Annotated in this window: 21 protein-coding genes and 2 tRNA genes; 11 read left to right on the top strand and 12 right to left on the bottom strand. The window is 71.6% G+C overall.

Annotation, left to right across the window (positions count from 1 at the left end):
- Positions 1 to 40 precede the first annotated feature (40 nt).
- Positions 41 to 823 (top strand): sulfite exporter TauE/SafE family protein, encoded by a 783-nt coding sequence (locus tag ACFRFC_RS34080; protein WP_382689174.1) that lies wholly within the window; start codon positions 41 to 43, stop codon positions 821 to 823.
- A 22-nt stretch (positions 824 to 845) separates the two neighbouring features.
- Here ACFRFC_RS34080 and ACFRFC_RS34075 read toward each other — a convergent pair whose 3' ends face one another.
- Complete coding sequence (locus ACFRFC_RS34075) at positions 846 to 1,772, bottom strand: NAD(P)-dependent oxidoreductase (RefSeq protein WP_382689177.1); 927 nt, start codon at positions 1,770 to 1,772, stop codon at positions 846 to 848.
- 140 nt (positions 1,773 to 1,912) lie between these two features.
- Here ACFRFC_RS34075 and ACFRFC_RS34070 point away from each other — a divergent pair, with 140 nt between their 5' ends.
- Positions 1,913 to 2,272: a winged helix-turn-helix transcriptional regulator gene (locus tag ACFRFC_RS34070; RefSeq protein ID WP_382689180.1), complete on the top strand. Its 360-nt coding sequence runs from the start codon at positions 1,913 to 1,915 to the stop codon at positions 2,270 to 2,272.
- 55 nt (positions 2,273 to 2,327) lie between these two features.
- On the opposite strand, the gene ACFRFC_RS34065 is transcribed toward ACFRFC_RS34070, so the two are convergent.
- Positions 2,328 to 2,948 (bottom strand): class F sortase, encoded by a 621-nt coding sequence (locus ACFRFC_RS34065; protein ID WP_382689183.1) that lies wholly within the window; start codon positions 2,946 to 2,948, stop codon positions 2,328 to 2,330.
- Positions 2,949 to 3,110: 162 nt separating this feature from the next.
- Positions 3,111 to 3,671: a hypothetical protein gene (locus ACFRFC_RS34060; protein ID WP_382689186.1), complete on the bottom strand. Its 561-nt coding sequence runs from the start codon at positions 3,669 to 3,671 to the stop codon at positions 3,111 to 3,113.
- 293 nt (positions 3,672 to 3,964) lie between these two features.
- Here ACFRFC_RS34060 and ACFRFC_RS34055 point away from each other — a divergent pair, with 293 nt between their 5' ends.
- Together ACFRFC_RS34055 and ACFRFC_RS34050 are read left to right on the top strand one after the other, a co-directional pair.
- Positions 3,965 to 4,558, top strand: coding sequence for an NADPH-dependent FMN reductase (locus ACFRFC_RS34055; RefSeq protein WP_382689188.1), 594 nt, complete (start codon positions 3,965 to 3,967; stop codon positions 4,556 to 4,558).
- A 49-nt stretch (positions 4,559 to 4,607) separates the two neighbouring features.
- On the top strand, positions 4,608 to 5,024 hold the full coding sequence (locus tag ACFRFC_RS34050; protein WP_382689190.1) for a gamma-glutamylcyclotransferase family protein: 417 nt from the start codon (positions 4,608 to 4,610) through the stop codon (positions 5,022 to 5,024).
- Between the two features lie 370 nt (positions 5,025 to 5,394).
- Here the strand turns inward: ACFRFC_RS34050 and ACFRFC_RS34045 are convergent, their stop codons facing one another.
- Positions 5,395 to 6,075: a vancomycin high temperature exclusion protein gene (locus ACFRFC_RS34045; RefSeq protein ID WP_382689193.1), complete on the bottom strand. Its 681-nt coding sequence runs from the start codon at positions 6,073 to 6,075 to the stop codon at positions 5,395 to 5,397.
- 151 nt (positions 6,076 to 6,226) lie between these two features.
- Between ACFRFC_RS34045 and ACFRFC_RS34040 the strand changes: the two genes are divergently transcribed.
- From ACFRFC_RS34040 to ACFRFC_RS34020, 5 genes are all read left to right on the top strand, one after another.
- The gene (locus tag ACFRFC_RS34040; RefSeq protein ID WP_382689195.1) at positions 6,227 to 7,192 is read left to right on the top strand and encodes a sirohydrochlorin chelatase; all 966 of its coding nucleotides are present in this window, start codon (positions 6,227 to 6,229) and stop codon (positions 7,190 to 7,192) included.
- Positions 7,189 to 8,517 (top strand): deoxyguanosinetriphosphate triphosphohydrolase, encoded by a 1,329-nt coding sequence (locus ACFRFC_RS34035; protein WP_382689198.1) that lies wholly within the window; start codon positions 7,189 to 7,191, stop codon positions 8,515 to 8,517. The genes ACFRFC_RS34040 and ACFRFC_RS34035 overlap by 4 nt, the downstream gene beginning before the upstream one ends.
- A 157-nt stretch (positions 8,518 to 8,674) precedes the next feature.
- Positions 8,675 to 9,940 (top strand): NAD(P)/FAD-dependent oxidoreductase, encoded by a 1,266-nt coding sequence (locus ACFRFC_RS34030; RefSeq protein WP_382689201.1) that lies wholly within the window; start codon positions 8,675 to 8,677, stop codon positions 9,938 to 9,940.
- A 60-nt stretch (positions 9,941 to 10,000) separates the two neighbouring features.
- Positions 10,001 to 11,890, top strand: coding sequence for a DNA primase (gene dnaG, locus ACFRFC_RS34025; RefSeq protein WP_382689203.1), 1,890 nt, complete (start codon positions 10,001 to 10,003; stop codon positions 11,888 to 11,890).
- Between the two features lie 81 nt (positions 11,891 to 11,971).
- The gene (locus ACFRFC_RS34020) at positions 11,972 to 13,321 is read left to right on the top strand and encodes an RNA polymerase sigma factor (protein WP_382689206.1); all 1,350 of its coding nucleotides are present in this window, start codon (positions 11,972 to 11,974) and stop codon (positions 13,319 to 13,321) included.
- Positions 13,322 to 13,437: 116 nt separating this feature from the next.
- On the opposite strand, the gene ACFRFC_RS34015 is transcribed toward ACFRFC_RS34020, so the two are convergent.
- The 4 genes from ACFRFC_RS34015 to ACFRFC_RS34000 form a co-directional block, all read right to left on the bottom strand.
- Entirely contained in the window at positions 13,438 to 15,366 is a 1,929-nt protein-coding gene (locus ACFRFC_RS34015) for an ABC transporter ATP-binding protein (RefSeq protein ID WP_382689208.1), read from the bottom strand.
- On the bottom strand, positions 15,366 to 17,099 hold the full coding sequence (locus ACFRFC_RS34010) for an ABC transporter ATP-binding protein (RefSeq protein ID WP_382689211.1): 1,734 nt from the start codon (positions 17,097 to 17,099) through the stop codon (positions 15,366 to 15,368). Before ACFRFC_RS34010 ends, ACFRFC_RS34015 begins: the two co-directional genes overlap by 1 nt.
- Before the next feature lie 174 nt (positions 17,100 to 17,273).
- Complete coding sequence (locus ACFRFC_RS34005; protein WP_382689214.1) at positions 17,274 to 18,722, bottom strand: FGGY-family carbohydrate kinase; 1,449 nt, start codon at positions 18,720 to 18,722, stop codon at positions 17,274 to 17,276.
- A gap of 203 nt (positions 18,723 to 18,925) precedes the next feature.
- Positions 18,926 to 19,231, bottom strand: a complete 306-nt coding sequence (locus ACFRFC_RS34000; protein WP_382689216.1) for a YtxH domain-containing protein — start codon at positions 19,229 to 19,231, stop codon at positions 18,926 to 18,928.
- A 155-nt stretch (positions 19,232 to 19,386) separates the two neighbouring features.
- Here ACFRFC_RS34000 and ACFRFC_RS33995 point away from each other — a divergent pair.
- Together ACFRFC_RS33995 and ACFRFC_RS33990 are read left to right on the top strand one after the other, a co-directional pair.
- A tRNA-Asn gene (locus ACFRFC_RS33995) sits at positions 19,387 to 19,459 on the top strand.
- A gap of 176 nt (positions 19,460 to 19,635) precedes the next feature.
- Positions 19,636 to 19,709 (top strand) — tRNA-Ile (locus ACFRFC_RS33990).
- Positions 19,710 to 19,860: 151 nt separating this feature from the next.
- Here the strand turns inward: ACFRFC_RS33990 and ACFRFC_RS33985 are convergent.
- From ACFRFC_RS33985 to ACFRFC_RS33970, 4 genes are all read right to left on the bottom strand, one after another.
- Entirely contained in the window at positions 19,861 to 20,091 is a 231-nt protein-coding gene (locus ACFRFC_RS33985) for a hypothetical protein (RefSeq protein ID WP_382689218.1), read from the bottom strand.
- Positions 20,088 to 20,450 carry a tyrosine-type recombinase/integrase gene (locus tag ACFRFC_RS33980; protein ID WP_382689243.1) on the bottom strand — a complete coding sequence of 121 codons (363 nt, stop codon included), beginning with the start codon at positions 20,448 to 20,450 and terminating at the stop codon, positions 20,088 to 20,090. Before ACFRFC_RS33980 ends, ACFRFC_RS33985 begins: the two co-directional genes overlap by 4 nt.
- Positions 20,451 to 20,644: 194 nt before the next feature.
- Positions 20,645 to 20,908, bottom strand: coding sequence for a hypothetical protein (locus ACFRFC_RS33975; RefSeq protein WP_382689220.1), 264 nt, complete (start codon positions 20,906 to 20,908; stop codon positions 20,645 to 20,647).
- Between the two features lie 236 nt (positions 20,909 to 21,144).
- Positions 21,145 to 21,426 carry a hypothetical protein gene (locus ACFRFC_RS33970; RefSeq protein ID WP_382689222.1) on the bottom strand — a complete coding sequence of 94 codons (282 nt, stop codon included), beginning with the start codon at positions 21,424 to 21,426 and terminating at the stop codon, positions 21,145 to 21,147.
- Positions 21,427 to 22,247 lie beyond the last annotated feature (821 nt).

Below are 22,247 nucleotides of genomic sequence, written 5' to 3'. Positions count from 1 at the left end.
TCATGGACGCCACCACAACCCCACACCTAGGGTCGCGATCATGCCCGACATATCGCTGACCACCCTGGCCGTACTGTGCCTCGCCGCCCTCGCGGCGGGCTGGATCGACGCCGTGGTCGGCGGGGGCGGGCTGCTGCTGCTCCCCGCGCTGCTGCTCGGCCTGCCCGGCGCCACCCCGGCCGCGCACGCCCTCGGCACCAACAAGGCGGTCGCCATCGTCGGCACCACGGGCGCGGCCATCACCTACGCCCGCAGAGCACCGGTCGACGTCCGTACCGCCGTGCGCATCGGGCTGGCGGCGCTGGCCGGATCGTCCGGCGGCGCCTTCTTCGCGGCCGGGATGAGCACCGAGGTGCTCAAGCCGGTGATCATGGTGGTGCTGCTGGGCGTGGCGGCCTTCGTGATCCTCAAGCCCGCCTTCGGCACCGCCGCGTCCCCGGGACCGGCCTCCCGCCGCCGCAACCTCGCCGCGATCGGCCTCGCCGGTCTCGGGATCGGCTTCTACGACGGTCTGATCGGCCCCGGCACCGGCACCTTCCTGGTCCTCGCCCTGACCGCCGTGCTCCACCTCGACCTGGTGGCCGCCTCCGCCACCGCGAAGATCGTCAACTGCTGCACCAACGCGGGCGCCCTCGCCATGTTCGCCTGGCAGGGCGCGGTGCTGTGGCAACTCGCGGCCCTGATGGCGGTCTTCAACCTCGCGGGCGGCATGCTCGGCGCCCGCACCGCCCTGAAACGGGGCAGCGGCTTCGTCCGGGTCGTGCTGCTGACGGTGGTGTTCGCGCTGGTGGCGAACATGGCGTACGAGCAGTGGATCGCGTGACCGGCGCCGCGGGTCGATCCACCTAGCCCCGCCGCACCAGCAGCTCCACCACCCCCGTGACGTCCTCGTCGCCATGCCCGTCGGCCAGCCTGCGGGCGCTCAGCCACATCAGCGGGGTGATCAGCTCCGGGCTGACGCCCTGCTCCTCGGCGGCGCGCAGCATGGTCCGGTTGCCGGCCACCTGCATGGCGAGGTTGGAGACCACGCCCTTGACGTAGTCGCCGGACTCCAGCTGCTCGGCCATCTGGTGGGCCGCCGGCGTCATCGCGTTGACCCAGTCGACCAGCAGCGGCGCGAACTCCTTCGGCGCGATGTCCTCCCGCCGCACCAGCGCGAAGGCGTGCAGCAGCCCCGAGATCAGCCCGTCCAGCGCGCTGAGCAGCGCGACATCGTGCAGCGCGGCGAAGCCGGGGTCATCGCCGACGTACGAGGTCCCGGCGGGGACGGCCAGGGTCTCCCGGTGCTCCTCGAAGAGCGCGGCCGAACCGCTGTAGAAGACATAGCCCCCGGAGTCCGGCACCCCGATCATCGGCGGTACGGCCATGATCCCGCCGTCCAGGAACCGCGCCCCCCGCGCCTTCGCCCAGGCCGCCCGGGCCCGGCCGTCCTCCGGGGTCCCGGTGGTCACATTGACCAGATCGCGCCCGGTCAGATCGGCGTCCGCGAGCGCCTCGCCGACGGAGGCGTCGTCCAGCAGACAGGCGACCACCAGCCGCCCCGCGGCCACCGCCTCGGCCGCGCTCGCGGCGACGGTCGCGCCTTCGGCGGCCAGCGCCTCGGCACGGGCGGGGGTGCGGTTCCACACGGTCACCGGATGCCCGGCGGCGAGCCAGGCACGGGCCAGGGCGGTACCCATGGCACCGGCGCCGAGCAGGGTCAGCGGGGTGCGGGTCGGGGGAGTGCGGGTGGCGGGAGTGCGGGTGGCGGGGGAGGTCGTCGTGTCGGTCATGGCGTTTAGCCTGGTCGCAGGGAACGTGCCCGCTCAAGTACGTACTTCGGAGTGGGTGGTTACCTCGGGGTGAGCGTCCTGGTCGGGGGCGTGACGACCAAAGCGTCCTGCCGGGGGCGTGACGACGGAAGGGGTCCGACATGCCGAACGGGCGACGGCCGGGAGCGCCGGGAGCGTACGTCTGCGGGATCGACGCGGCGATGGATGTGATCGGCGGCAAGTGGAAGGTGCTCATCCTCTGGGCGCTGGACGAACGGCCCCACCGTTTCGGCGAGCTGCGCCGGGAGCTGCCGGGCGTCACCGAGAAGGTGCTGGCCGCGCAGCTGCGGGAGCTGGAGGCGGACGGGATCGTGCACCGGGAGGAGTACGACGAGGTCCCGCCCCGCGTCGAGTACTCGCTGACCCCGCGCGGGGTCACCCTCAACGAGGCGCTGGAGCCGCTGGGGATATGGGGGAAGCGGAATGTGCTGGGGGTGGAGACGGCGCCTGTGCTGCCGTGACGTGTGAGCCGGCACCGACATGCGAGCCGTCACCCGGCAGTCCTGACGCTGTGACCTACCGGCTGCCCGTCAGATGGGCGAACACGACCACATTCCCCTGATACCCGGTGTCCCGCGAGTACCCGCCGCCACAGGTGATCACCCGCAGCTCGGGCCGGTCGGCGGCGCCGTACACCTTCTCGTCGGGGAAGGCGTCCGCGTCGTAGACCTCCACCGCGTCCACGGTGAACTCGGCGACCGAGCCGTCCCGCCGGTCCACCTCGATCCGGCCGCCGCGCTTGAGCGCGCCGAGCCGGTAGAAGACGGCGGGCCCCTGGGCGTTGTCGACATGCCCGGCGACGATCGCGGTACCGGTCTCACCGGGGGTGGTGCCGGCCTCGTACCAGCCGGCCAGGTTCTTCCGCGCGGCGGGCGGCACGTCCAGGCTGCCGCTCGGGGTCAGACCGAGGCCCATCAGGGGGGCGTCCACCCGGATCGCCGGGACCCGGATCCGGTCCGGCGGGGAGGGGGGCAGCGCGGGCGCGGCGGCGCCGGGCACGGCCGGGGCGGTGCCGGCCTGGGCGGCGGACGGCTGCGGCGGGGCGTGCGAGGCGCCGCCGCCGCCGAGCAGCCAGATGCCCGCGCACAGGGAGACGACGGTGACACCGGCTATCGCGGCGTCCCCCACTTTCCGCATGACGACCCCTCTCGTCGGCACTCCTCGGCGCCCCTTACGCCCCTCACACCTTTGGTGTCGCCCTTCGGGCTGGGCCCCGTGCCCCCTCCGGGCCGCGAGGGGCGTCGGACCCGGAGGGGAGGGGACATGCGGTACCGGTGGACGGACAGCGGAGGGTGCCCGTCACATCCCGTCGCCTCTCGCCCGGCGATGCAGGAGCCAGGTACCGCCCGCGGCGGCGACGGCCAGCGCCGCCACTCCGGCCGCGGTCTGCACGGGGTCGGGGCCAAGGGCACCGCCGACCCCCGTCTTCACACTTCCGCGCGGATACATCTGCCCATGGGCCGCGCTCAGCGCGACCACCAGGTCACCCACCGCCTGCCGCCCGCCCTCGGCGCACCTCGCGACGATCTCGTACGTCCCCGGCTGCGCGCTCGACGGCACCCGGAACTGGCCGATCGCGTTGCCCTCGTCCGCGCTGGGCGCCAGTGCGAAGCGCCCGGCGCCGACCGCGCTGGCGTCCCCGTCGATGGTCCCGCGCTCCCCGCACGCGTCGGTGGTCGCGGTGACATGCGCGCCCGGGGCGACCGAGTTCGGGGTGACCTTCAGGGTTCCGGCGGGCGGGGACGCCGTCGGAGCCCCGGCGGCCGGGGGTGTTCCGCCGCCGTACGCGGGTACGGCGAGGCCGGCCGCGGCGGTCACGCCTAGCGCGGTGGCGGCCAGCAGCCGGGCGGTACGTCGCATCGATGCTCCTTCGAGCGGTCAGGTCGGTCTGGTCGGGTCGTGGCCCTGCCCTTCGAGGAAACGGGCAGCGCGGCGAGCCCGCTTGTCGAAGCGGCGCCGGAAATGCGGTGAACGGGTGGCGGCGGGGGCGGCCGGACGCCGAAGTGCGCCGCGTTTCAGCAGGTCATGGCGGGAGCGGGAGCGCGGCGCGGGGAAAGTGTCCGAAGGACGGCCGGCAGGGGTGTGAATGGGTGACCCGGCCCGGGGACCGGCGACTTGACCTCAACCTTTCTTCAGGTACCAGCCTGTTGTGCATGACAACCGAGAGCACGATCCCGGCTCCCCTCGACGTCGTCGTCGTGGTCGGCAGCAACCGGCACGGCCGCTTCGGGCCCGTCGTCGCCGACTGGCTCCTCGACCGGATCCGCGCCCACCAGGAGCTGTCCGCGCAGGTCGTGGACGTCGCCGAGATCCCGTTGCCGATGACCATGAAGCCGACCCCGCAGGCCACGGCCGCGCTGGCCGACGTCACCCCACGACTGGCGGCGGCGGACGCGTTCGTCGTCCTGACCCCCGAGTACAACCACTCCTTCCCGGCGGGCCTGAAGAACCTGATCGACTGGCACTACGGCGAGTGGCGGGCCAAGCCCGTCGCCCTCGTCTCCTACGGCGGTCGCTCGGGCGGGCTGCGCGCGGTCGAGCAGCTGCGCCAGGTCTTCGCCGAACTCCACGCCGTCACCCTCCGGGACACCGTCTCCTTCCACCACGCCGGCGCCTCCTTCGACGACGCGGGCCGGCTCAAGGACCCGGCCACCCCGGACGCGGCGGCCAAGGCGATGCTGGACCAGCTGGTCTGGTGGGGCAGGACCCTGAAGGAGGGACGCGAGCGCCGCCCGTACGCCGCCTAGCGCGCCCCGGGGCGCAGATCGAACACACGGACGGGAGACAATCCCGTCCGTGACCCTTCCGTTCTTCGTCTACGGCACCCTGCGCCCCGGCGAGCCCAACCACGACGCCTACCTGCGCGGTCGCACCCGCACGGAGCGCCCCGCCCGCCTCGCCGACGCGGTGCTCTACGACGGCCCCGGCTACCCGTACGCCGTCCCCGAACCCGGGGGAGTGGTGCACGGCGACCTGATCACCGCCCTCCCGGACGCCTACGCGGAACTGCTCCACGCCCTGGACGCATTGGAGGAGTACGTCCCCGGCGACCCGCACAGCCTCTACGAGCGGACCACCCGCGAGGTCATCCCCGAGCCGCACGGAACCCCCGTCCGCGCCTGGGTCTACCTGGCCGCCCCACCCATAGCCACCGCCCTACGCACCCGTGGCACCCGTATCAAAACCGGCGACTGGCACTCCCGGAACCGCTGAACCGGGCCGGGCGGAAGGAGCGGGGGGAGGGGGGAACGGGGGAGCGGGAATGGGGGAGCGGGAATGGGGGAGGGGGGAACGGGGGAGGGCTGGACGCCCCGAACGCGGTGGCGCTGAACCGGCCTCGGCGACCAGACCAGCGAAGGCGAGGGGTGCACACCGGCCCCGCACCCCGCCCGCCGGGGACCCCGGCCCTCCGATCGGTGACCGTCTCTCAGGACGCCGCGACCAGCGCCCCGCCCTCCCGCACAAGCGACGAGGCCAGCCGCACAGCCGCGCCACCGGCCAGCGCCAAGCCGCACGCCCCTTACCCACGTACCCGCGGCACCCGCACCACGGACCCGCGGCACCCGCACCACGGACCCGCCCCTCACTCCGCCCCCGCAAGCGCCCGCCGCACCCCCGGCTCCTCCGGCCCCAGGAACGTCGGGTCCGGCTGGATCACCACGTCCCACACCGCCTTCCCGGCCGCGAGGATCTCCCGTACGCCGCCCTGGACCCGGTTCCGGTCCTGCTCGTCGGCCGCCACGCCGTACGAGGTCACCCCCGCCGCCTCGCAGAGCGCCACCGCCCTGGGTATGTGGTACGCCTGGCTGATCAGCACCGCCTCGTCGACGCCGAAGACCTGCTTCGCGCGGACGCAGGAGTCCCAGGTGTCGAACCCGGCGTAGTCGCTGACTATGCGCGCGTCGGGCACGCCCAGCCGGGTCAGATAGGCGCGCATGGCTTCCGGCTCGTCGTACTCCTCGCTGCTGTTGTCGCCCGTGACCAGCACGACCTCTATCCGCCCCGCCTCGTACAGCCCCGCCGCCGTGTCCAGCCGGTTCGCCAGCGGGGCCGACGGCTCGCCGTTCCACCGCAGCCCCGCGCCGAAGACGACGGCCACCTCCGTGGACGGCACATCGGCCACCGTGCGCAGCCGGTCGACGGTGCTCAGCCGTAGCCAGGTGACCGGCAGCAGCGCCAGCACGCACCCGGCCATCACCGACTGCACCAGCCGCCGCTTCCCGGCCGTGCTCCGCGGCAGCCGCGGACGACGAAACCTCACCACACCCTCCTCCACCCTTCACCAGCGAAACGCGATCAAGGGGCGAGGAGGTTCCCGTCCCCTCACACTCACAGCTGATGGCCGGTGAAGGCCCCGCAAACCCGCGTGACGACCGGGCAACGGCCACGCAACGTCCACACGTCACGATCCTCCAATGACCACCCCGCCCGCCTCCACGTCTGGGACCGCCTCCACGTCTGGGACCGCCCTCACCCCTAGGACCCCCACCCCTCGGCCCGCCCCCGCCCCTCAGACCACCCCACCCGCCCTCGTCCTCGTCCCCCACGGCAGCCGCGACCCCCGAGCCCTCACCGCCGTCCAGGCCCTCGCCGCCCGCGTCCGTGCCCTGTGCCCGGCCCTCCCCGTCCACCTGGGCCACATCGAGCTGAACGCCCCGCTGCTCCCCGACACCCTCGCCCGGCTCGGCGACGCGGAAGCCGTCCTCGTCCCGCTCCTCCTCAGCCGCGGCCTCCACATCAAGCGGGATATCCCGGACATGGCGGCGGCCTCACCCGCCCGTACGACGATCGCCGCCCCCCTCGGCCCCCACCCCCTCCTGGCCCAGGCCCTGCACACCCGGCTGACCGAGGCGGGCTGGCCCACCCGCATGACGGACGAGGACCGCCGCACGAGCGCGGTCGTCCTCGCGGCGGCGGGCTCCCGCGACCCCGACGCGGCCCTCGACACCGCACACACCGCCCGCCTCCTCGCCGCCCGCCTCGGCGTCCCCGTCCTGCCCGCCTACGCCTCGGCGGCCCGCCCGACCCTCCCCGAGGCCATCGACACCCTCCGCCGGGCAGGCCGCCCCCGTATCGCGGTCGCGTCCTACTTCACCGCCCCCGGCCTCTTCGCCACCCAATGCGCGGCCCAGGCCCCCTGGCTGGCCTCGGCCCCCCTGGGCCCCCACCCCGCCCTCCCCCACCTGCTCCTGACCCGCTACAAGAACGCCCACCAAAAACCCCGAGCACTGACAGCGCCCCTTCAGGGGCGCGGGGAACTGCGCGAGCAACCCCCCGCCACCCGCACCCGCGACACACCCGCACCCACCGGACGAATGGGCGATTCCCCACCCCCACCCCCACCCCGCATCCCCGTACTGTCGATGCCATGGAAGGCATGAAACACACGGAAGGCACGCAAGCCCCGACCCCCCGGCAAGACAGGAAAGCCCCTCCCTACGAACCGTCGGCGACAACCCGCTGGGCCCCCGAACCCGACAAACGCCCAGGCCGCACCGCCTTCCAACGCGACCGCGCCCGCATCCTGCACTCCGCCGCGCTCAGAAGGCTCGCGGGAAAGACGCAGGTCGTCACCCCCGGAGGGACCTCCCAGGCATGGGACCCCAGCCCCCGCACCCGCCTCACCCACTCCCTGGAATGCGCCCAGGTCGGCCGCGAACTCGGCGCGGCCCTCGGCTGCGACCCCGACCTGGTGGAAGCCGCCTGTCTCTCCCACGACCTCGGCCATCCCCCCTTCGGCCACAACGGCGAACAGGCGCTCAACGAATTCGCCGAGGACTGCGGCGGCTTCGAGGGCAACGCCCAGTCCCTGCGGCTGCTCACCCGCATCGAGCCGAAACGATTCACCCCAGAGGGCTCCGTCGGCCTCAACCTCACCCGCGCCACCCTGGACGCCGCCACCAAGTACCCCTGGCCGCGCGGAGCGCACCCCACCACCCCGGCCTCCCCGAAATTCGGCGTCTACGACGACGACCGCCCCGTCTTCGACTGGGTCCGCGAGGGCGCCCCCGCCACCCGCACCTGCTTCGAGGCCCAGGTCATGGACTGGTCGGACGACGTGGCGTACTCGGTGCACGACGTCGAGGACGGACTCCACGCGGGCCATATCGACCCCAACTGCCTGCACGCCGAACCCGAACGCCGCGCGGTCTACGCGGTCGCCGTCGGCCGGTACGTCCCGGCCGGCACCGACCCCGCCGAACTCGCCGCCGCCCTCGACCGGCTGCTCGACGAGGAGTGGTGGCCGCACGGCTACGACGGCTCGGCCCACGCCCAGGCCCGCCTCAAGGACGCCACCAGCCAGCTCATCGGCCGGTTCTGCCTGGCCGCCGAGGGCGCCACCAGACAGACGTACGGGGGCGGCCGGCTCACCCGGTACGCCGCCGAACTCGTCGTACCGCGCGCGACCCGCATGGAGTGCGCGGTGCTCAAGGCGGTCGCCGACCGGTATGTGATGCAGCGCGAGGAGCAGGCCCGGCTGCGCGCCGATCAGCGGATCGTGGTCGCCGAACTCGCCGAGGCGCTCACCGCGCGGGCGCCGGACGGACTGGACCCCCAGTTCCGCGCGCTGTTCGACACCGCGCCGGACGACCGGGCGCGCAAAAGGGTGATCGTGGACCAGATCGCCTCGCTGACCGACGCCTCCGCGCGCACCCTGCACCACCGGCTGACCGCCGGGCGCGGCACCGGCGCGGCACGGGGGTGACACAGAGCGACCGATGAGCCCCAGGAGCACTCGAAGGTGACCCTCCGTGGCCTGATCGGGTCACCCCCTCTTCCCCCATCACGCTGCGTGCGGGACGCTCACCTGTGGCGGCACTGCGGCACTGTCATGTGACGCCGTCTTTACGAGGAGGCATCAAGTGGTCGACGCGGATCAGACATTCGTCATCGTCGGAGGCGGTCTCGCCGGGGCGAAGGCGGCCGAGACGCTCCGGGCGGAGGGTTTCAACGGGCGGGTGATACTGATCTGCGACGAACGCGACCACCCATACGAGCGTCCGCCGCTGTCCAAGGGCTATCTCCTCGGCAAGGAGGAGCGCGACAGCGTCTTCGTGCACGAACCGGCCTGGTACGCGCGCAATGACATCGAGCTGCATCTCGGGCAGACCGTCGACAGGATCGACCGCGAGGCGCGGACGGTCCGCTTCGGCGACGACGGCACCCTCGTCCACTACGACAAGCTGCTGCTGGCCACCGGCTCGGAGCCGCGCCGCCTGGACATCCCGGGCACCGACCTCGTGGGCGTCCACCATCTGCGCCGCCTCTCCCACGCCGAACGCCTCAAGGGCGTGCTGTCCACCCTGGGCCGCGACAACGGGCACCTGGTGATCGCCGGTGCCGGATGGATCGGCCTGGAGGTCGCCGCGGCGGCCCGGGAGTACGGCGCCGAGGTCACCGTCATCGAGTCCGGGCCGACCCCGCTGCACGGCGTGCTCGGCCCCGAGCTGGGCGCCGTCTTCGCCGAGCTGCACGCCTCGCACGGGGTGCGTTTCCACTTCGGGGCGCGGCTCACCGAGATCGTCGGTCAGGACGGCATGGTCCTCGCCGTCCGCACGGACGACGGGGAGGAGCACCCGGCGCACGACGTCCTCGCCGCGATCGGCGCCGCCCCCCGCACCGGCCTCGCGGAGGCGGCGGGCCTGGCCATCGCCGACCGCGCCCAGGGCGGCGGCGTCCTCGTGGACGAACGGCTGCGCACCTCCGACCCCGACATCCACGCCGCCGGCGACGTGGCCTCCTTCCCGCACGCCCTGTTCGGCGCCCGGGTCCGGGTCGAGCACTGGGCCAACGCCCTCAACGGCGGCCCGGCGGCGGCCCGCGCGATGCTGGGCCAGGACGTGACGTACGACAGGGTCCCGTACTTCTTCTCCGACCAGTACGACCTCGGCATGGAGTACAGCGGCTGGGCGCCGCCGGGCTCGTACGACCAGGTGGTGATCCGGGGTGACGCCGCGAAGCGGGAGTTCATCGCGTTCTGGCTGAAGGAGGGGCGCGTGCTGGCCGGGATGAATGTGAACGTGTGGGATGTCACAGACGCCATCCAGAAACTGATCCGGTCCAAAGTGGTGGTGGACCCGGAGGCACTGGCCGATGCCCGGGTGGAGCTGGGGGCGCTGGGCGCCTGACCCGCCCGGCCCCACCCCGTTCCTGGCCGAGGTGTCGGTGCGGGACCGTAGTATCTCCTCGTGGCTGGACGGATCAACGACGAGGACGTGAAGGCGGTTCGGGACGCGGTCCCGATCGACGCCGTGGTGTCCGAGTACCTCCAGTTGCGCAGCGCGGGCGGTGGCAACCTCAAGGGCCTGTGCCCCTTCCACGACGAGAAGTCGCCGTCCTTCCAGGTCAGCCCGAGCAAGGGACTCTTCCACTGCTTCGGCTGCCAGGAGGGCGGCGACACCATCACGTTCGTGATGAAGGTCGACCACCTCTCCTTCTCCGAGGTGGTCGAGCGCCTCGCCGCCCAGGCCGGCATCACCCTGCGCTACGAGGAGGGCGGCTACAACCCCTCCCACCAGCGCGGCGAGCGCATCCGCCTGGTCGAGGCCCACAAGATCGCCGCCGAGTGGTACGCCGAGCAGCTCGCCCTGGGCCCCGAGGCCGAGACCGGCCGCATCTTCCTCGCCGAGCGCGGCTTCGACCAGGCCGCCGCCGTCCACTTCGGCATCGGCTACAGCCCCCAGGGCTGGGACCACCTGACCAGATATCTGCGCGGCAAGGGCTTCACCGACAAGGAACTGCTCCTGTCGGGCCTGGTGCAGGAGGGCCGCCGCGGCCCCATCGACCGCTTCCGGGGCCGGCTGATGTGGCCCATCCGGGACATCGGCGGCGAGGTCGTCGGCTTCGGCGCCCGCAAGCTCTACGAGGCGGACAACGGCCCGAAGTACCTCAACACGCCCGACACGGCGATCTACCGCAAGTCCCAGGTGCTGTACGGCATCGACCTCGCCAAGAAGGAGATCGCCAAGACCTCCCGCGCGGTCGTCGTCGAGGGCTACACGGATGTCATGGCCTGCCATCTCGCCGGGGTGACGACGGCCATCGCCACCTGCGGCACCGCCTTCGGCGGCGACCACATCAAGATCCTGCGCCGGCTGCTGATGGACAACGGCTCCGCGCGCGTCATCTTCACCTTCGACGGCGACGCGGCCGGCCAGAAAGCGGCGCTGCGGGCCTTCGAGGACGACCAGAAGTTCGCCGCCGAGACCTACATCGCCATCGCCCCGGACAACATGGACCCCTGCGACCTGCGGCTCGCCAAGGGCGACGAGGCGGTGTCCGGCCTGGTGGAACCCCGCACCCCGCTCTTCGAGTTCGCCCTGCGTCAGATCGTCTCCCGCTACGACCTGGACACCCCGGCCGGCCGCGCCTCCGCGCTGGACGAGGCCGCCCCCGTCGTCGCGAAGATCAAGGACCGTAGCGTACGGCGTGGCGTCGCGGTGCAGCTCGCCGGGCTCACCGGGTTCGTGGACCAGGAGTTCGTCGTGGACCGTGTGGGCCATCTGGTGCGCCGAGGCGGCGGCTTCGAACCGGAGCGGAACCGCTCCCGCACCCCCCGGATCGACGCGGCCTCGCGGCCCGCCCTCACCGGCCCGTCCCTCAACCTGCGCAATCCCGTCTACGCCACCGAGCGGGAGCTGCTCAAACTCGCCCTCCAGCGCCCCGAGCTGGTCGCCCCCGCGTTCGACGCGTACGGCGTCGACGAGTTCACCGCCGCCCCCTACGCCGCCGTACGCGAGGCCATCCTGGACGCCGGCGGCGCCGACCTGGGCACGGCGGACCCCCAGGAGTACGTGGCCCGGGTCCGCGAGGCGGCCCCCGACGACACCGTCCGCGCGATGGTGACGGAACTCGCGGTCGAGGTGATCCTGCGCAAGACGGTCGACGAGCAGTACGCGGGCTTCCAGCTCGTGGCGGTCCGCCGCCGGGCGGTCACCCGCCGGCTGGAGGATCTCCAGAGTCGGCTGACCCGCCTCAGCTACGAAGACCCCGCAGAGGCCGCCGCCGTCCAGAACGAGATGATGGTCCTCACCAGGTACGACAGAGCACTCCAGGACGAGGGTCCGTCCGCGCTCTGATCCGTCGGTCACTGCCCGGAACCAAAAAGTCACCGCACGCCCCTCGTGGCGGCGATGTGTCGTACCCCACACTGGGTGGCGGTGCCTGAGTCCTCGGAGCGCGGCCGATCCGTCCCCCACGGGTCCCACACCCCCGCGGTTCCGCTCATCGCGTACGGGACGGACAGCGGCAAGGCCGCCGACTCCGCTCCCCGAGCAGCGCTGCCGCACGCCTCAGCAGCGAACATCCTGGAGGTCGCCCCCGTGCAGACCCAGACCCTCGAACAGCTCGAACAGAACGACAGCACCACGGCCGGCGGTCAGCCGGACGCCGAGCCCGGAGTCCTGATGGGCGTGCCGCCCCAGCACCGGGCCGCGACCGACCCCGAGACCGCAGCCGCGACCGAGCCGACCGAGCCGGACGGACCACCGGCCGGGGCGCTGGAAGCCACGGAAGCCGTCGATCCCGTCGAGCCCATCGATTCCGTCGAGCCGGTCGAGCCCATCGAACGCGTCCGCCCCCGTGCCGTCGACACCTCCGGCCCCACCTCCGACCTCTTCCGCCAGTACCTGCGCGAGATCGGCCGCATCTCCCTGCTCACGGCGGCCGAGGAGGTCGACCTCGCCCGGCGCGTGGAGGCCGGACTGTTCGCCGAGGAGAAACTCGGCTCCACCCCCGACCTGGACAGCGAACTCGCCCTCGACCTGGACAAGCTGGTCGTCATGGGCCGGATGGCCAAACGCCGGCTGATCGAGGCCAACCTGAGGCTCGTGGTCTCGGTCGCGAAGCGGTACGTGGGCCGCGGCCTGACCATGCTCGACCTGGTCCAGGAGGGCAACCTGGGCCTGATCCGCGCGGTCGAGAAGTTCGACTACGCGCGCGGCTACAAGTTCTCCACGTACGCCACCTGGTGGATCCGCCAGGCCATGTCCCGCGCCCTGGCCGACCAGGCGCGCACGATACGGGTCCCGGTGCACGTCGTGGAACTGATCAACCGGGTCGTCCGCGTCCAGCGCCGCCTGCTCCAGGAGCGGGGCTACGAGCCGACGGCGGAGGAGGTCGCCGCCCAGCTCGACCTCGCGCCGGAACGGGTCGGCGAGGTCCTGCGGCTCGCCCAGGAACCGGTGTCGCTGCACGCGCCGGTCGGCGAGGAGGACGACGTGGCCCTCGGCGACCTCATCGAGGACGGCGACGCCGCGAGCCCCGTCGAATCGGCGGCGTTCCTGCTGCTCAGGGAGCACCTGGAGGCGGTGCTGTCCACCCTGGGCGAGCGCGAACGCAAGGTCGTCCAGCTCCGCTACGGCCTCGCCGACGGCCGCCCGCGCACCCTGGAGGAGATCGGCCGGATCTTCGGCGTGACCCGGGAACGAATCCGCCAGATCGAGTCCAAGACCCTCAACAAACTCCGAGACCACGCCTTCGCGGACCAGCTGAGGGGTTACCTGGACTGAGGAGGCCGTACGTCGTCTGCGGGTGAGTGGGGGCTGGTCGCGCAGTTCCCCGCGCCCCTGAAAGACAGGGCGTTGCTCCTCCGGCGACGCAGCGACCCCCACTCACGCTCACCCGCTCAGTCCACCTCCGCCACCGCCTCAGCGAACTGCGCCTTGTACAGCCGGGCATACGCCCCCTCCGCCTCCACCAGCTCCACATGCGCCCCCTGCTCCACGATCGCCCCGTTCTCCATCACCAGGATCGTGTCCGCGTCCCGGATGGTGGACAGCCGGTGCGCGATCACGAACGACGTACGGCCGTGCTGAAGCTTGGCCATCGCCTTCTGGATCAGCACCTCGGTACGGGTGTCCACGGAACTCGTCGCCTCGTCCAGCACCAGGATCACCGGATCCGACAGAAACGCCCGCGCGATCGTGATCAGCTGCTTCTCACCCGCGCTGACCCCCGACCCCTCGTCGTCGATCACCGTGTCGTACCCGTCCGGCAGCGTCCGCACGAACCGGTCCGCGTGCGCCGCCCGCGCCGCCTCCTCGATCTCCCCGCGGGTGACCTCACGGGAGGCGCCGTACGCGATGTTCTCGGCGATGGTGCCGCCGAACAGCCAGGTGTCCTGGAGGACCATGCCGATCCCGGACCGCAGCTCGTCGCGGGACATCGACGCGATGTCGACGCCGTCGAGGGCGATCCGGCCCCCGGAGACCTCGTAGAACCGCATCAGCAGATTGACCAGCGTCGTCTTGCCGGCGCCCGTCGGCCCGACGATCGCGACCGTCTGCCCGGGTTCGACCGTCAGGGACAGCTCCTCGATCAGCGGCTTCTCCGGGGCGTAGCTGAACGACACCCCTTCCAGCGCCACCCGCCCGCGCAGCTCCTCGGGCCGCGCCCCCGGCATCGGGTCCGCCGACTGCTCCTCGGCGTCGAGCAGTTCGAAGATCCGCTCCGCCGACGCCACCCCCGACTGCACCAGGTTCGCCATCGACGCGACCTGCGTCAGCGGCATCGAGAACTGGCGGGAGTACTGGATGAACGCCTGGACATCGCCGATCGACAGCGCGCCGGACGCCACCCGCAGCCCGCCGACCACGGCCACCAGCACATAGTTCAGGTTGGACACGAACATCATCAGCGGCTGCATGACCCCGCTGTTGAACTGCGCCTTGAACCCGGCCTCGTACAGCTCGTCGTTCTGCTCGGCGAACTGCCGTGCCGACTCCTCCTGCCGCCCGAACACCTTCACCAGGGTGTGCCCGGTGTACATCTCCTCGATGTGCGCGTTGAGCTTGCCGGTGGTGCGCCACTGCGCCACGAAGTGCGGCTGCGAGCGCTTGCCGACCCGGGTGGCGACCACGAACGACAGCGGGACGGTCACCAGGGCGACCAGGGCCAGGATCCAGGAGACCCAGAACATCATCACCAGCACACCGATGATGGTCAGCACCGAGTTGATCAGCTGGCCCATCGACTGCTGGAGGGTCTGGCCGATGTTGTCGATGTCGTTGGTCGCCCGGGAGAGGATCTCGCCGCGCTGGCGCTTGTCGAAGTAGGACAGCGGCAGCCGGGACAGCTTGGTCTGCATGTCCTCGCGCATCCGGTACATCGTGCGGTTGACGGCCCGGTTGACCAGGCGCGTCGCCACCGCCATCAGCAGACCGGCGACCAGGAACACCCCGAGCGCGAGCAGCAGCACCTGACCCACGGCGGTGAAGTCGATGCCCTCACCGGGCGTGAAGTCGGTGGAGCCGAGCATGTCGGCGACCCGCCCGTCGCCCTCCGCGCGCATCGCGTCAAGGACCTGCGCCTTGGTCTCCCCGGCCGGCATCTCGCGGCCGACGATCCCCGCGAAGACCAGGTCGGTCGCGTCACCGAGGATCTTCGGGCCGATCACCGACAGCCCGACGCTCACCACCACACACAGCAGCAGCGCGTAGATCGTCAGCCGTTCCGGACGGAACTGGCCGATCATCCGCTTCACCGAGGTCTTGAAATCCAGCGAGCGGTTGTCGGGGCCGGTCCCGGCCATCATCCGCCCCATGGGCCCGGCCATCAGGCAGCCTCCGCTTCCGTGAGCTGGGAGAGCACGATCTCCCGGTAGGTCTCGTTCGCCGCCATCAGCTCGTGATGGCGTCCGGTGCCCACGACCAGCCCCTCGTCCAGGACCACGATCCGGTCGGCGTCGCGGATCGTCGACACCCGCTGGGCGACGATCACCACGGTCGCCTCGGCGGTCTCCCGGCCGAGCGCCGCCCGCAGCGCCGCGTCGGTGGCGTAGTCGAGCGCGGAGAAGGAGTCGTCGAAGAGATAGATCTCCGGGCCCTGGACCAGGGTCCGGGCGATGGCCAGCCGCTGGCGCTGCCCGCCGGAGACATTGGTGCCGCCCTGCGCGATGGGCGCGTGCAGCCCGCCTTCGAGCCGCTCCACGAACTCCCTGGCCTGCGCCACCTCCAGCGCGTGCCACAGCTCGTCGTCCGTGGCGTCCGGATTGCCGTACCGCAGATTGGTGGCGACCGTCCCCGCGAAGAGATAAGGCCGCTGCGGCACGAGCCCCACCGTCCTGGCCAGCAACTGCGGATCTATCGTCCGCACATCCGTCCCATCGACCAGCACCTCGCCCTCGGTGGCGTCGAACAGCCGCGGCACCAGCCCGAGCAGCGTGGACTTGCCGCTGCCGGTCGAGCCGATCACGGCGGTGGTCTCGCCGGGCAGCGCGACCAGGTCGACATTGGTCAGCACCGGCTCCTCGGCACCGGGGTAGCGGAAGCCCGCGCCCCGGATCTCCAGATGGCCGTGCCGGCGCAGCTCCCGTACCGGCGCGGTGGGCGGCACCACGCTCGACGCGGTGTCCAGCACCTCGTGGATCCGCTCGGCGCACACCTCGGCACGCGGCACCATCATGAACATGAAGGTGGCCATCATCACGGACATCACGATCTGCATCAGATAGGCGAGGAACGCCGTCAGATCACCGATCGCCATCTGACCGCTGTCGATCCGCTGCGCACCGAACCAGACCACCGCGACCGACGACAGATTCACCACCGTCATCACGATCGGGAACATCAGCGCGAGCAGATTCCCGGACTTCAGCGATACGCCGGTCAGCTCGGTGTTGGCCGTCCGGAACCGCTGCTGCTCGTACTCGTCGCGGACGAACGCCCGGATCACCCGGTTGCCGGTGATCTGCTCGCGCAGCACCCGGTTCACCGTGTCGAGCCGCACCTGCATCGACCGGAACAGCGGGCGCAGCGCCCGCACGATCAGCGTCACGCTGATGCCGAGCACCGGCACGACCGCCACCAGCACCCCGGACAGCGGCACGTCCAGCCCGAGCGCCAGCACGATGCCGCCCACGCACATGATCGGCGCCGACACCATCAGCGTGAACGTCATCAGGGCCAGCATCTGGATCTGCTGGACGTCATTGGTGGTCCGGGTGATCAGCGAGGGCGCGCCGAAGTGCCCCACCTCGCGCGCGGAGAAGGACTGGACCCGGTCGAAGACGGCGCCCCGCACGTCCCGGCCGAGCGCCGCCGCCGTACGGGCGCCGTAGAACACGGCCCCGATGTTGCAGACGACCTGGACCAGCGAGATGCCGATCATCAGGGCGCCGAAACTCATGATGTAGCCGGTGTCGCCGTTGACGACCCCGTTGTCGATGATGTCCGCGTTCAGGGTGGGCAGATAGAGGGTGGCGGAGGTCTGGAGCAGCTGGAGCAGCACCAGCAGGGCGAGGTGTTTCTTGTAGGGCCTGAGATAGGCCCGCAGAAGTCGTATGAGCACGCTGGGGTCTCTCGGAGTCGGCGGGGTGGGGGCGGGAGTCGTTGCCCTTGGCCCCTATCGTCGGACACTCCAGTGGCGTTACCTCAACCGATTAATCCGTCGGCGGGGCCCGATACGGCCTTGTGGGTGCGCTTCCTACCGGACTCTTACATTCCATAGCGCCCAAAGAGACCGTTACACCCGGAATGCACCCGGATGAGTCTGCTCCCGCACCGACACGAACTGCTGCCGCACCGCCTGCCCCACCGCCAGCTCCTCACCCGGCTCCAGCACCTGCGCCACCGCGCCCTGCCAGACGGGCGGAGTGCGCGCGTCGAGCGTGCCCCGCGACACCCCGAGCGCCCAGGCCGCCTGCCGCGCGGCACCGATCGCCCCGTAATCCGCGGGCTGCACCACCACCACCTGCGCCCCGAACAGCGCGGGCGCCGCCGCCTGCACGGCCGGCAGCTCGGCGGCGGACCCGAGCAGAAACACCCGCCGTACGTCCACTCCGCGCCCGCGCAGCACGTCCAGCGCGTCCGCGAGCCCGCAGAGCATGCCCTCGAACGCCGCCCGCGCGACATGCTCCGGCTTCATCGACTCCCGCCGCAGCCCCGCCAGCGTGCCCGCCGTGTGCGGCAGACTCGGGGTGCGCTCGCCCTCCAGATAGGGCAGCAGCACCAGCCCGTGCGCCCCCGGCGTCGACTTCATCGCCAGCGCGGACAGCCCCTCCAGATCCGCCGCCCCGAGCAGCTCGGCCGCCCCGCGCAGGGTCCGTACCGCGTTGAGGGTGGTGACGACGGGCAGATGCATGCCGGTCGCGTCGGCGAGCGAGGTGATCATCCCGCTGGGGTCCTGGAGCGCCTCGGGATGCACGGCCATCACCGACCCGGAGGCGCCCAGCGACACCACGGCGTCCCCGAGCCCCAGCCCCAGCCCGAACGCGGCGGCCATCGTCTCGCCGGTCCCGGCGGAGATCAGCAGCCCCTCCGGCGTCGTACCGGCGGCGTCGGCCGGTCCGATCACCTCCGGGAGCATCGCCTGATGCCCGAGCGCCAGCTCCACCAGATCCGGCCGGTACGCCCCCGTCGCCGCCGACCAGTACCCGGTCGCCGAGGCCCCGCCCCGGTCGGTGGTCCGGCGCACCGGGCGCCCGAGCAGCTGCCACACCAGCCAGTCATGGGCCTGCATCAGCACGGACGCGCGCCGCGCGTTCTCCGGCTCGGCGCGGTGCAGCCAGCGCAGCTTGGTCACCGGCTGCCCGGCCTGCGGCACGCACCCGACGGCCTGCGCCCACTGCGCCCGCCCGCCCAGCGCGTCGACCAGATCGGCCGCGGCGACCTGCGCCCGCTTGTCCCCGCCGACCATCGCGGGCCGCACGGTGTTGCCCTGCGCGTCCAGCGGCACCAGCGCGTTCTGCTGCGCGGACACCCCGATGGCCTGCACGCCCTCCAGCAGCCCACCCCCCGCGGCCTCCCCCAGGGACAGCAGCCAGGCCTGCGGATCGACATCGCTGGGCCGCGCACCCCCGTCCCCCAGCGGATGCGCCGCATAGCCCGTGCGCAGCACGGTGCCGGTGTCCGCGTCGCAGACGACGATACGAGTGGAATCCGGTGAGCTGTCCAGCCCGGCGACTATCCCCATACCCGAGATTTTGCCGCATCCCCGCGCGGACTTCGGCCGGGGAGCGGGAGGGGACCGGCCGGGGACCCCGAAACCCACCCCGGCCACCCTCCTTCTCCGCCCTGATCACCCCACTATCAAGCGATATCGCCACCTATTACGACGTGCTACTAGGCACTACTACGCACTACCGCTAGGCACTACTACGCGCACTACCGCTGTCCCTACGTATTACTGGTGCCCCAGTCGTCCTCCGCGCCCGGGTTGGCGGCGCGCTCGCGCAGGGAGCGGACCCGGTCGGCCACCGAGTCGGGCATCCGGTCGCCGACCTTCTCGCTGACGGCGTGGTAGGCCTTGCCGGCGAACTCGCGGCCCTGCTGGGCGGCGGTCTCGGCGGTGTTGCGCACGGCGGGGTTCTGGGCGAACTGCCGGGCGGATTTCCTCAGCTGCTCGTAGCGCTCGCGCCCGGCCCTGGTGCCCAGTACGTATCCCACCGCGAGTCCGGCGACGAACATGAGCTTGTGGCGCACGGCGACCACCCTTTCTTGACGTGTCCAGCAGTCGGCGTCAGGCCCGGGGGAACCGATTGGCGGAGCACCCCCCTGCTTGCGCTAATGTATGTGTCGCAGCGAGCCCACGCCCCCTGGCGAATACCCAGGTAGGTGCGTTCGATGCAACGAGGCATTCCTCCGTAGCTCAATTGGCAGAGCAGCCGGCTGTTAACCGGCAGGTTACTGGTTCGAGTCCAGTCGGGGGAGCCTGATGAACGAGGGCCCTTCAGGGGTCCTTTTTCATGTCCCGGGGAACCGTTCACGGCGCGGCGGAGTCCTCTGGTCATGAACGCCGTGGGAAGCCGACCATCCGGAGCAGGAGATCGTATGAGCGGCTATGCTGCGGCAGACGGCGCGCACAAATGTGCGCGACACGCCGCTATGGGGCGGTAGCTCAGCCGGTTAGAGCAGCGGACTCATAATCCGTCGGCCGTGGGTTCGAGTCCCACCCGCCCCACCCTTCTCCGTCCGGGCAGAATCGATCTGACCTGCGAAAACGTGAAGGCGTGGGCCGACTCGCCGAGCGCGCGGCGCACCTTCATCCGCCTGGACCAAGATCAAGGGGACACACAGGGGACACGGGGCCGGTGCAGGGGACGGACGCACCCTCAGTTCACCTTTGGCGGCCTGCGGGCCTTCCTGCGGGAGGGCCGACCCGGTGTCGGCGGCAGGCCGGTCGGCAACGTCCAGCCGCTCTGCCCCGGGGGCTCGGGGCGAGTGATCGTGAAGCGCGTGAGGGAGTAGTCCGACCGCTGCTCCTCCGGGTAGCGGTCGTTGAAGTTCTCCACCCGGACCAACTCCAGTTCGTTCGCGGCACAGTGACCGCGTATCCACTTCACCGCCCCGTTGCTCCGACGGTCCAGGTGCCGGTGGACTGCCGGACGCCGTGGGCGAAGAAGACGGCGATGTCTCCTTGCCAGACCGTCTCGGGGATCTCCAGCGGCGTCTTCATCTCGTAGGGGGCATCCCGGGGGACGACGGTCAGTACCGACTCGGCCTCGGCCCGCATCATCTCGGGGAGGACGCTGGTGTAGGTGTCGGAGGTGATCTGGCGCGAGGAGTGGCCGAGCTTCTCCTGGACGACCTTGATGTCGTGGCCCGCGAGGAGGGCGAGGGTGGCGGCGAGGTGGCGCAGGTCGTGCGGGCGGACCGGTGGCGGGCCGGACAGTTCCACGGGGCGGGTGAAGCGGCGGGAGATCCAGTCCGGGTGGAGCCCTTCGCCGTTCTCGTGTGTCCGTACGCGGCCGGTCGGTGGTGGAGGTCAGGAGCGAGGCGGTCTCATCCCCGGCCGGGGTGCCGGAGCGGGCCGCCGCCAGCAGGGGCAGGGTGACCTCGCGCAGGCGCAGATCGCTGTAGGCGGGCTTGCCGGTGACGGCGGGATCGCCTCAGATGTCATCCACGTCGTCGGCGGGCCGTGCTTGTGCGGAGGTAGTCCTCGACCGTGGTGGTGGGGGGCAGTTCGCGGGTCCGGGTCGGGGTCGTGTCCGGGGATCGCGTCACGCACGGCTCGCTTTTCAGCAGTGACCTGAGGGTCTGGGCCTCGGCCGGTGAGGCACGCAGCAGGGCGGTGGAGACGAGGACGGTGTGCTGGGCGGTGCGGAGGTCGTCCATGGCGGACTTGCCGGTGTGTTCGGGGTCGCCGAAGACGCCGAGCATGTCGTCGCGGAGCTGGAACGCCTCGCCGAGGGGGACCGCGAGTCGGACAGGGTCTTCAGCTGCTCCACCTCGGCGCCGGCCAGTTCGGCGCCAGCCTCATGGTCCTCGGGTGCCAGGAAGAGCGTGCGGGCGAGGATGTCGACCATGAGACGGTTCATCACCTCGTCCGCGTCGATGACCTGTCCCGGCCTGAAGGACCCGGACAGCTCCTGCGCACAGTCGCGGAACCGTTCGGCCTAGCCGGGCATCCGGGCGCTCTGGAACGCGGGGCGCAGCAGGTTCCGCAGCGGACGGTGCTCCTCGGCCCTGATGGTGCCCAGGCCATCGCCCACCACCTGCCCCAACGACGCGAAGAACGGGCCGCCCTTGTCGAATTCCACACCGTTGCCGGCCAGCTGGATATGGCGGGCCAGCTCGGCGGTGGTGGCCGCGTACGACGCGGTGTGCCCCAGACGGATACGTACCAGCGGGCCCAGCGGGCGGAGGGACTCGACGAAACCGAGGGGATCGCGGGCCATCTTTCCGGAGTGCCCCAGAACCGGCAGGGCCCCTGGAGCAGTGGGACATTGCGGGTGGCGTTTGACGGGCAGAACGTGGCTGCTCCAGGGAAGGCGGAACCCGGTCCGTCCATCGATGATGCGTTTCGCTTCGAGCCTCACCTGGGGTGTTGGAGCGTAGGTGCACTCCGTTGGCCAGCGATACGGCGCATCCGGCATTGCAACTGCTCTCGCCCCCACGCGTGGCCGGGCCCCTCAAAGGCTCACACGAGCAGGTTCACGCCGTCGCCGTCTGCCGGTGCGGGGTGCAGCACGGGCAACGACACGAAGGTCCTCACCCTCCTGGACACGCCTTGGATGTTGCCCTGTCGGCGGTCGGCTTGCGAAGCGGATGCCGGACGGGCACACCTCAAGAGAGCCCTGTCCCCACCTCTCTGCCAACCCCCATACGCGCAACGAATCCGTGCACGCGTTGCACTCTTGCGCGATTGTGAAAGGATGCGGCCTGCTGCACGACCGGACGGAACTGTCGTGCAGCAAGGGAGCGGGGCTGGTCAGACAGTGGTGTACAGGTCCGCAGCCGTTCGGGGGCGCACCGTTTCGTGATACTCAGGGCTCGCACGATGCCCTCCCAGGGAGCATCCAACCCCCCTTACGCCGCCCCGCGTTGCTGCTGTGGGTGCTGTCGTCGCGGCTGTGGCGCCCGGGTCGACGTGGTGGACGCGAGTCTCACCGGACCCCGTCCGCACCGCTCGCCCCGTCCTCGACGGCTGATCCGCTCAGCCGGCCATCCGCACTCACGGTGCAGAGCCCGACCCGCACTGGAACTGCCCGCCGGGCGC

Origin of the sequence: Streptomyces sp. NPDC056734 (assembly GCF_042790455.1) — a bacterium.
GTDB lineage: Bacteria > Actinomycetota > Actinomycetes > Streptomycetales > Streptomycetaceae > Streptomyces.
This window is presented reverse-complemented; position numbering and strand designations above follow the sequence as displayed.

Excerpts from the sequence above, each read along its gene's own strand:
- ACFRFC_RS34080 (WP_382689174.1), top strand. The coding sequence starts at position 41 with ATGCCCGACATATCGCTGACCACCCTGGCCGTACTGTGCCTCGCCGCC.
- ACFRFC_RS34075 (WP_382689177.1), bottom strand. The coding sequence starts at position 1,772 with ATGACCGACACGACGACCTCCCCCGCCACCCGCACTCCCGCCACCCGC.
- ACFRFC_RS34070 (WP_382689180.1), top strand. The coding sequence starts at position 1,913 with ATGCCGAACGGGCGACGGCCGGGAGCGCCGGGAGCGTACGTCTGCGGG.
- ACFRFC_RS34065 (WP_382689183.1), bottom strand. The coding sequence starts at position 2,948 with ATGCGGAAAGTGGGGGACGCCGCGATAGCCGGTGTCACCGTCGTCTCC.
- ACFRFC_RS34060 (WP_382689186.1), bottom strand. The coding sequence starts at position 3,671 with ATGCGACGTACCGCCCGGCTGCTGGCCGCCACCGCGCTAGGCGTGACC.
- ACFRFC_RS34055 (WP_382689188.1), top strand. The coding sequence starts at position 3,965 with ATGACAACCGAGAGCACGATCCCGGCTCCCCTCGACGTCGTCGTCGTG.
- ACFRFC_RS34040 (WP_382689195.1), top strand. The coding sequence starts at position 6,227 with ATGACCACCCCGCCCGCCTCCACGTCTGGGACCGCCTCCACGTCTGGG.
- ACFRFC_RS34035 (WP_382689198.1), top strand. The coding sequence starts at position 7,189 with ATGAAACACACGGAAGGCACGCAAGCCCCGACCCCCCGGCAAGACAGG.
- ACFRFC_RS34015 (WP_382689208.1), bottom strand. The coding sequence starts at position 15,366 with ATGGCCGGGCCCATGGGGCGGATGATGGCCGGGACCGGCCCCGACAAC.
- ACFRFC_RS34005 (WP_382689214.1), bottom strand. The coding sequence starts at position 18,722 with ATGGGGATAGTCGCCGGGCTGGACAGCTCACCGGATTCCACTCGTATC.
- ACFRFC_RS33975 (WP_382689220.1), bottom strand. The coding sequence starts at position 20,908 with ATGCTCGGCGTCTTCGGCGACCCCGAACACACCGGCAAGTCCGCCATG.
- ACFRFC_RS33970 (WP_382689222.1), bottom strand. The coding sequence starts at position 21,426 with ATGGCCCGCGATCCCCTCGGTTTCGTCGAGTCCCTCCGCCCGCTGGGC.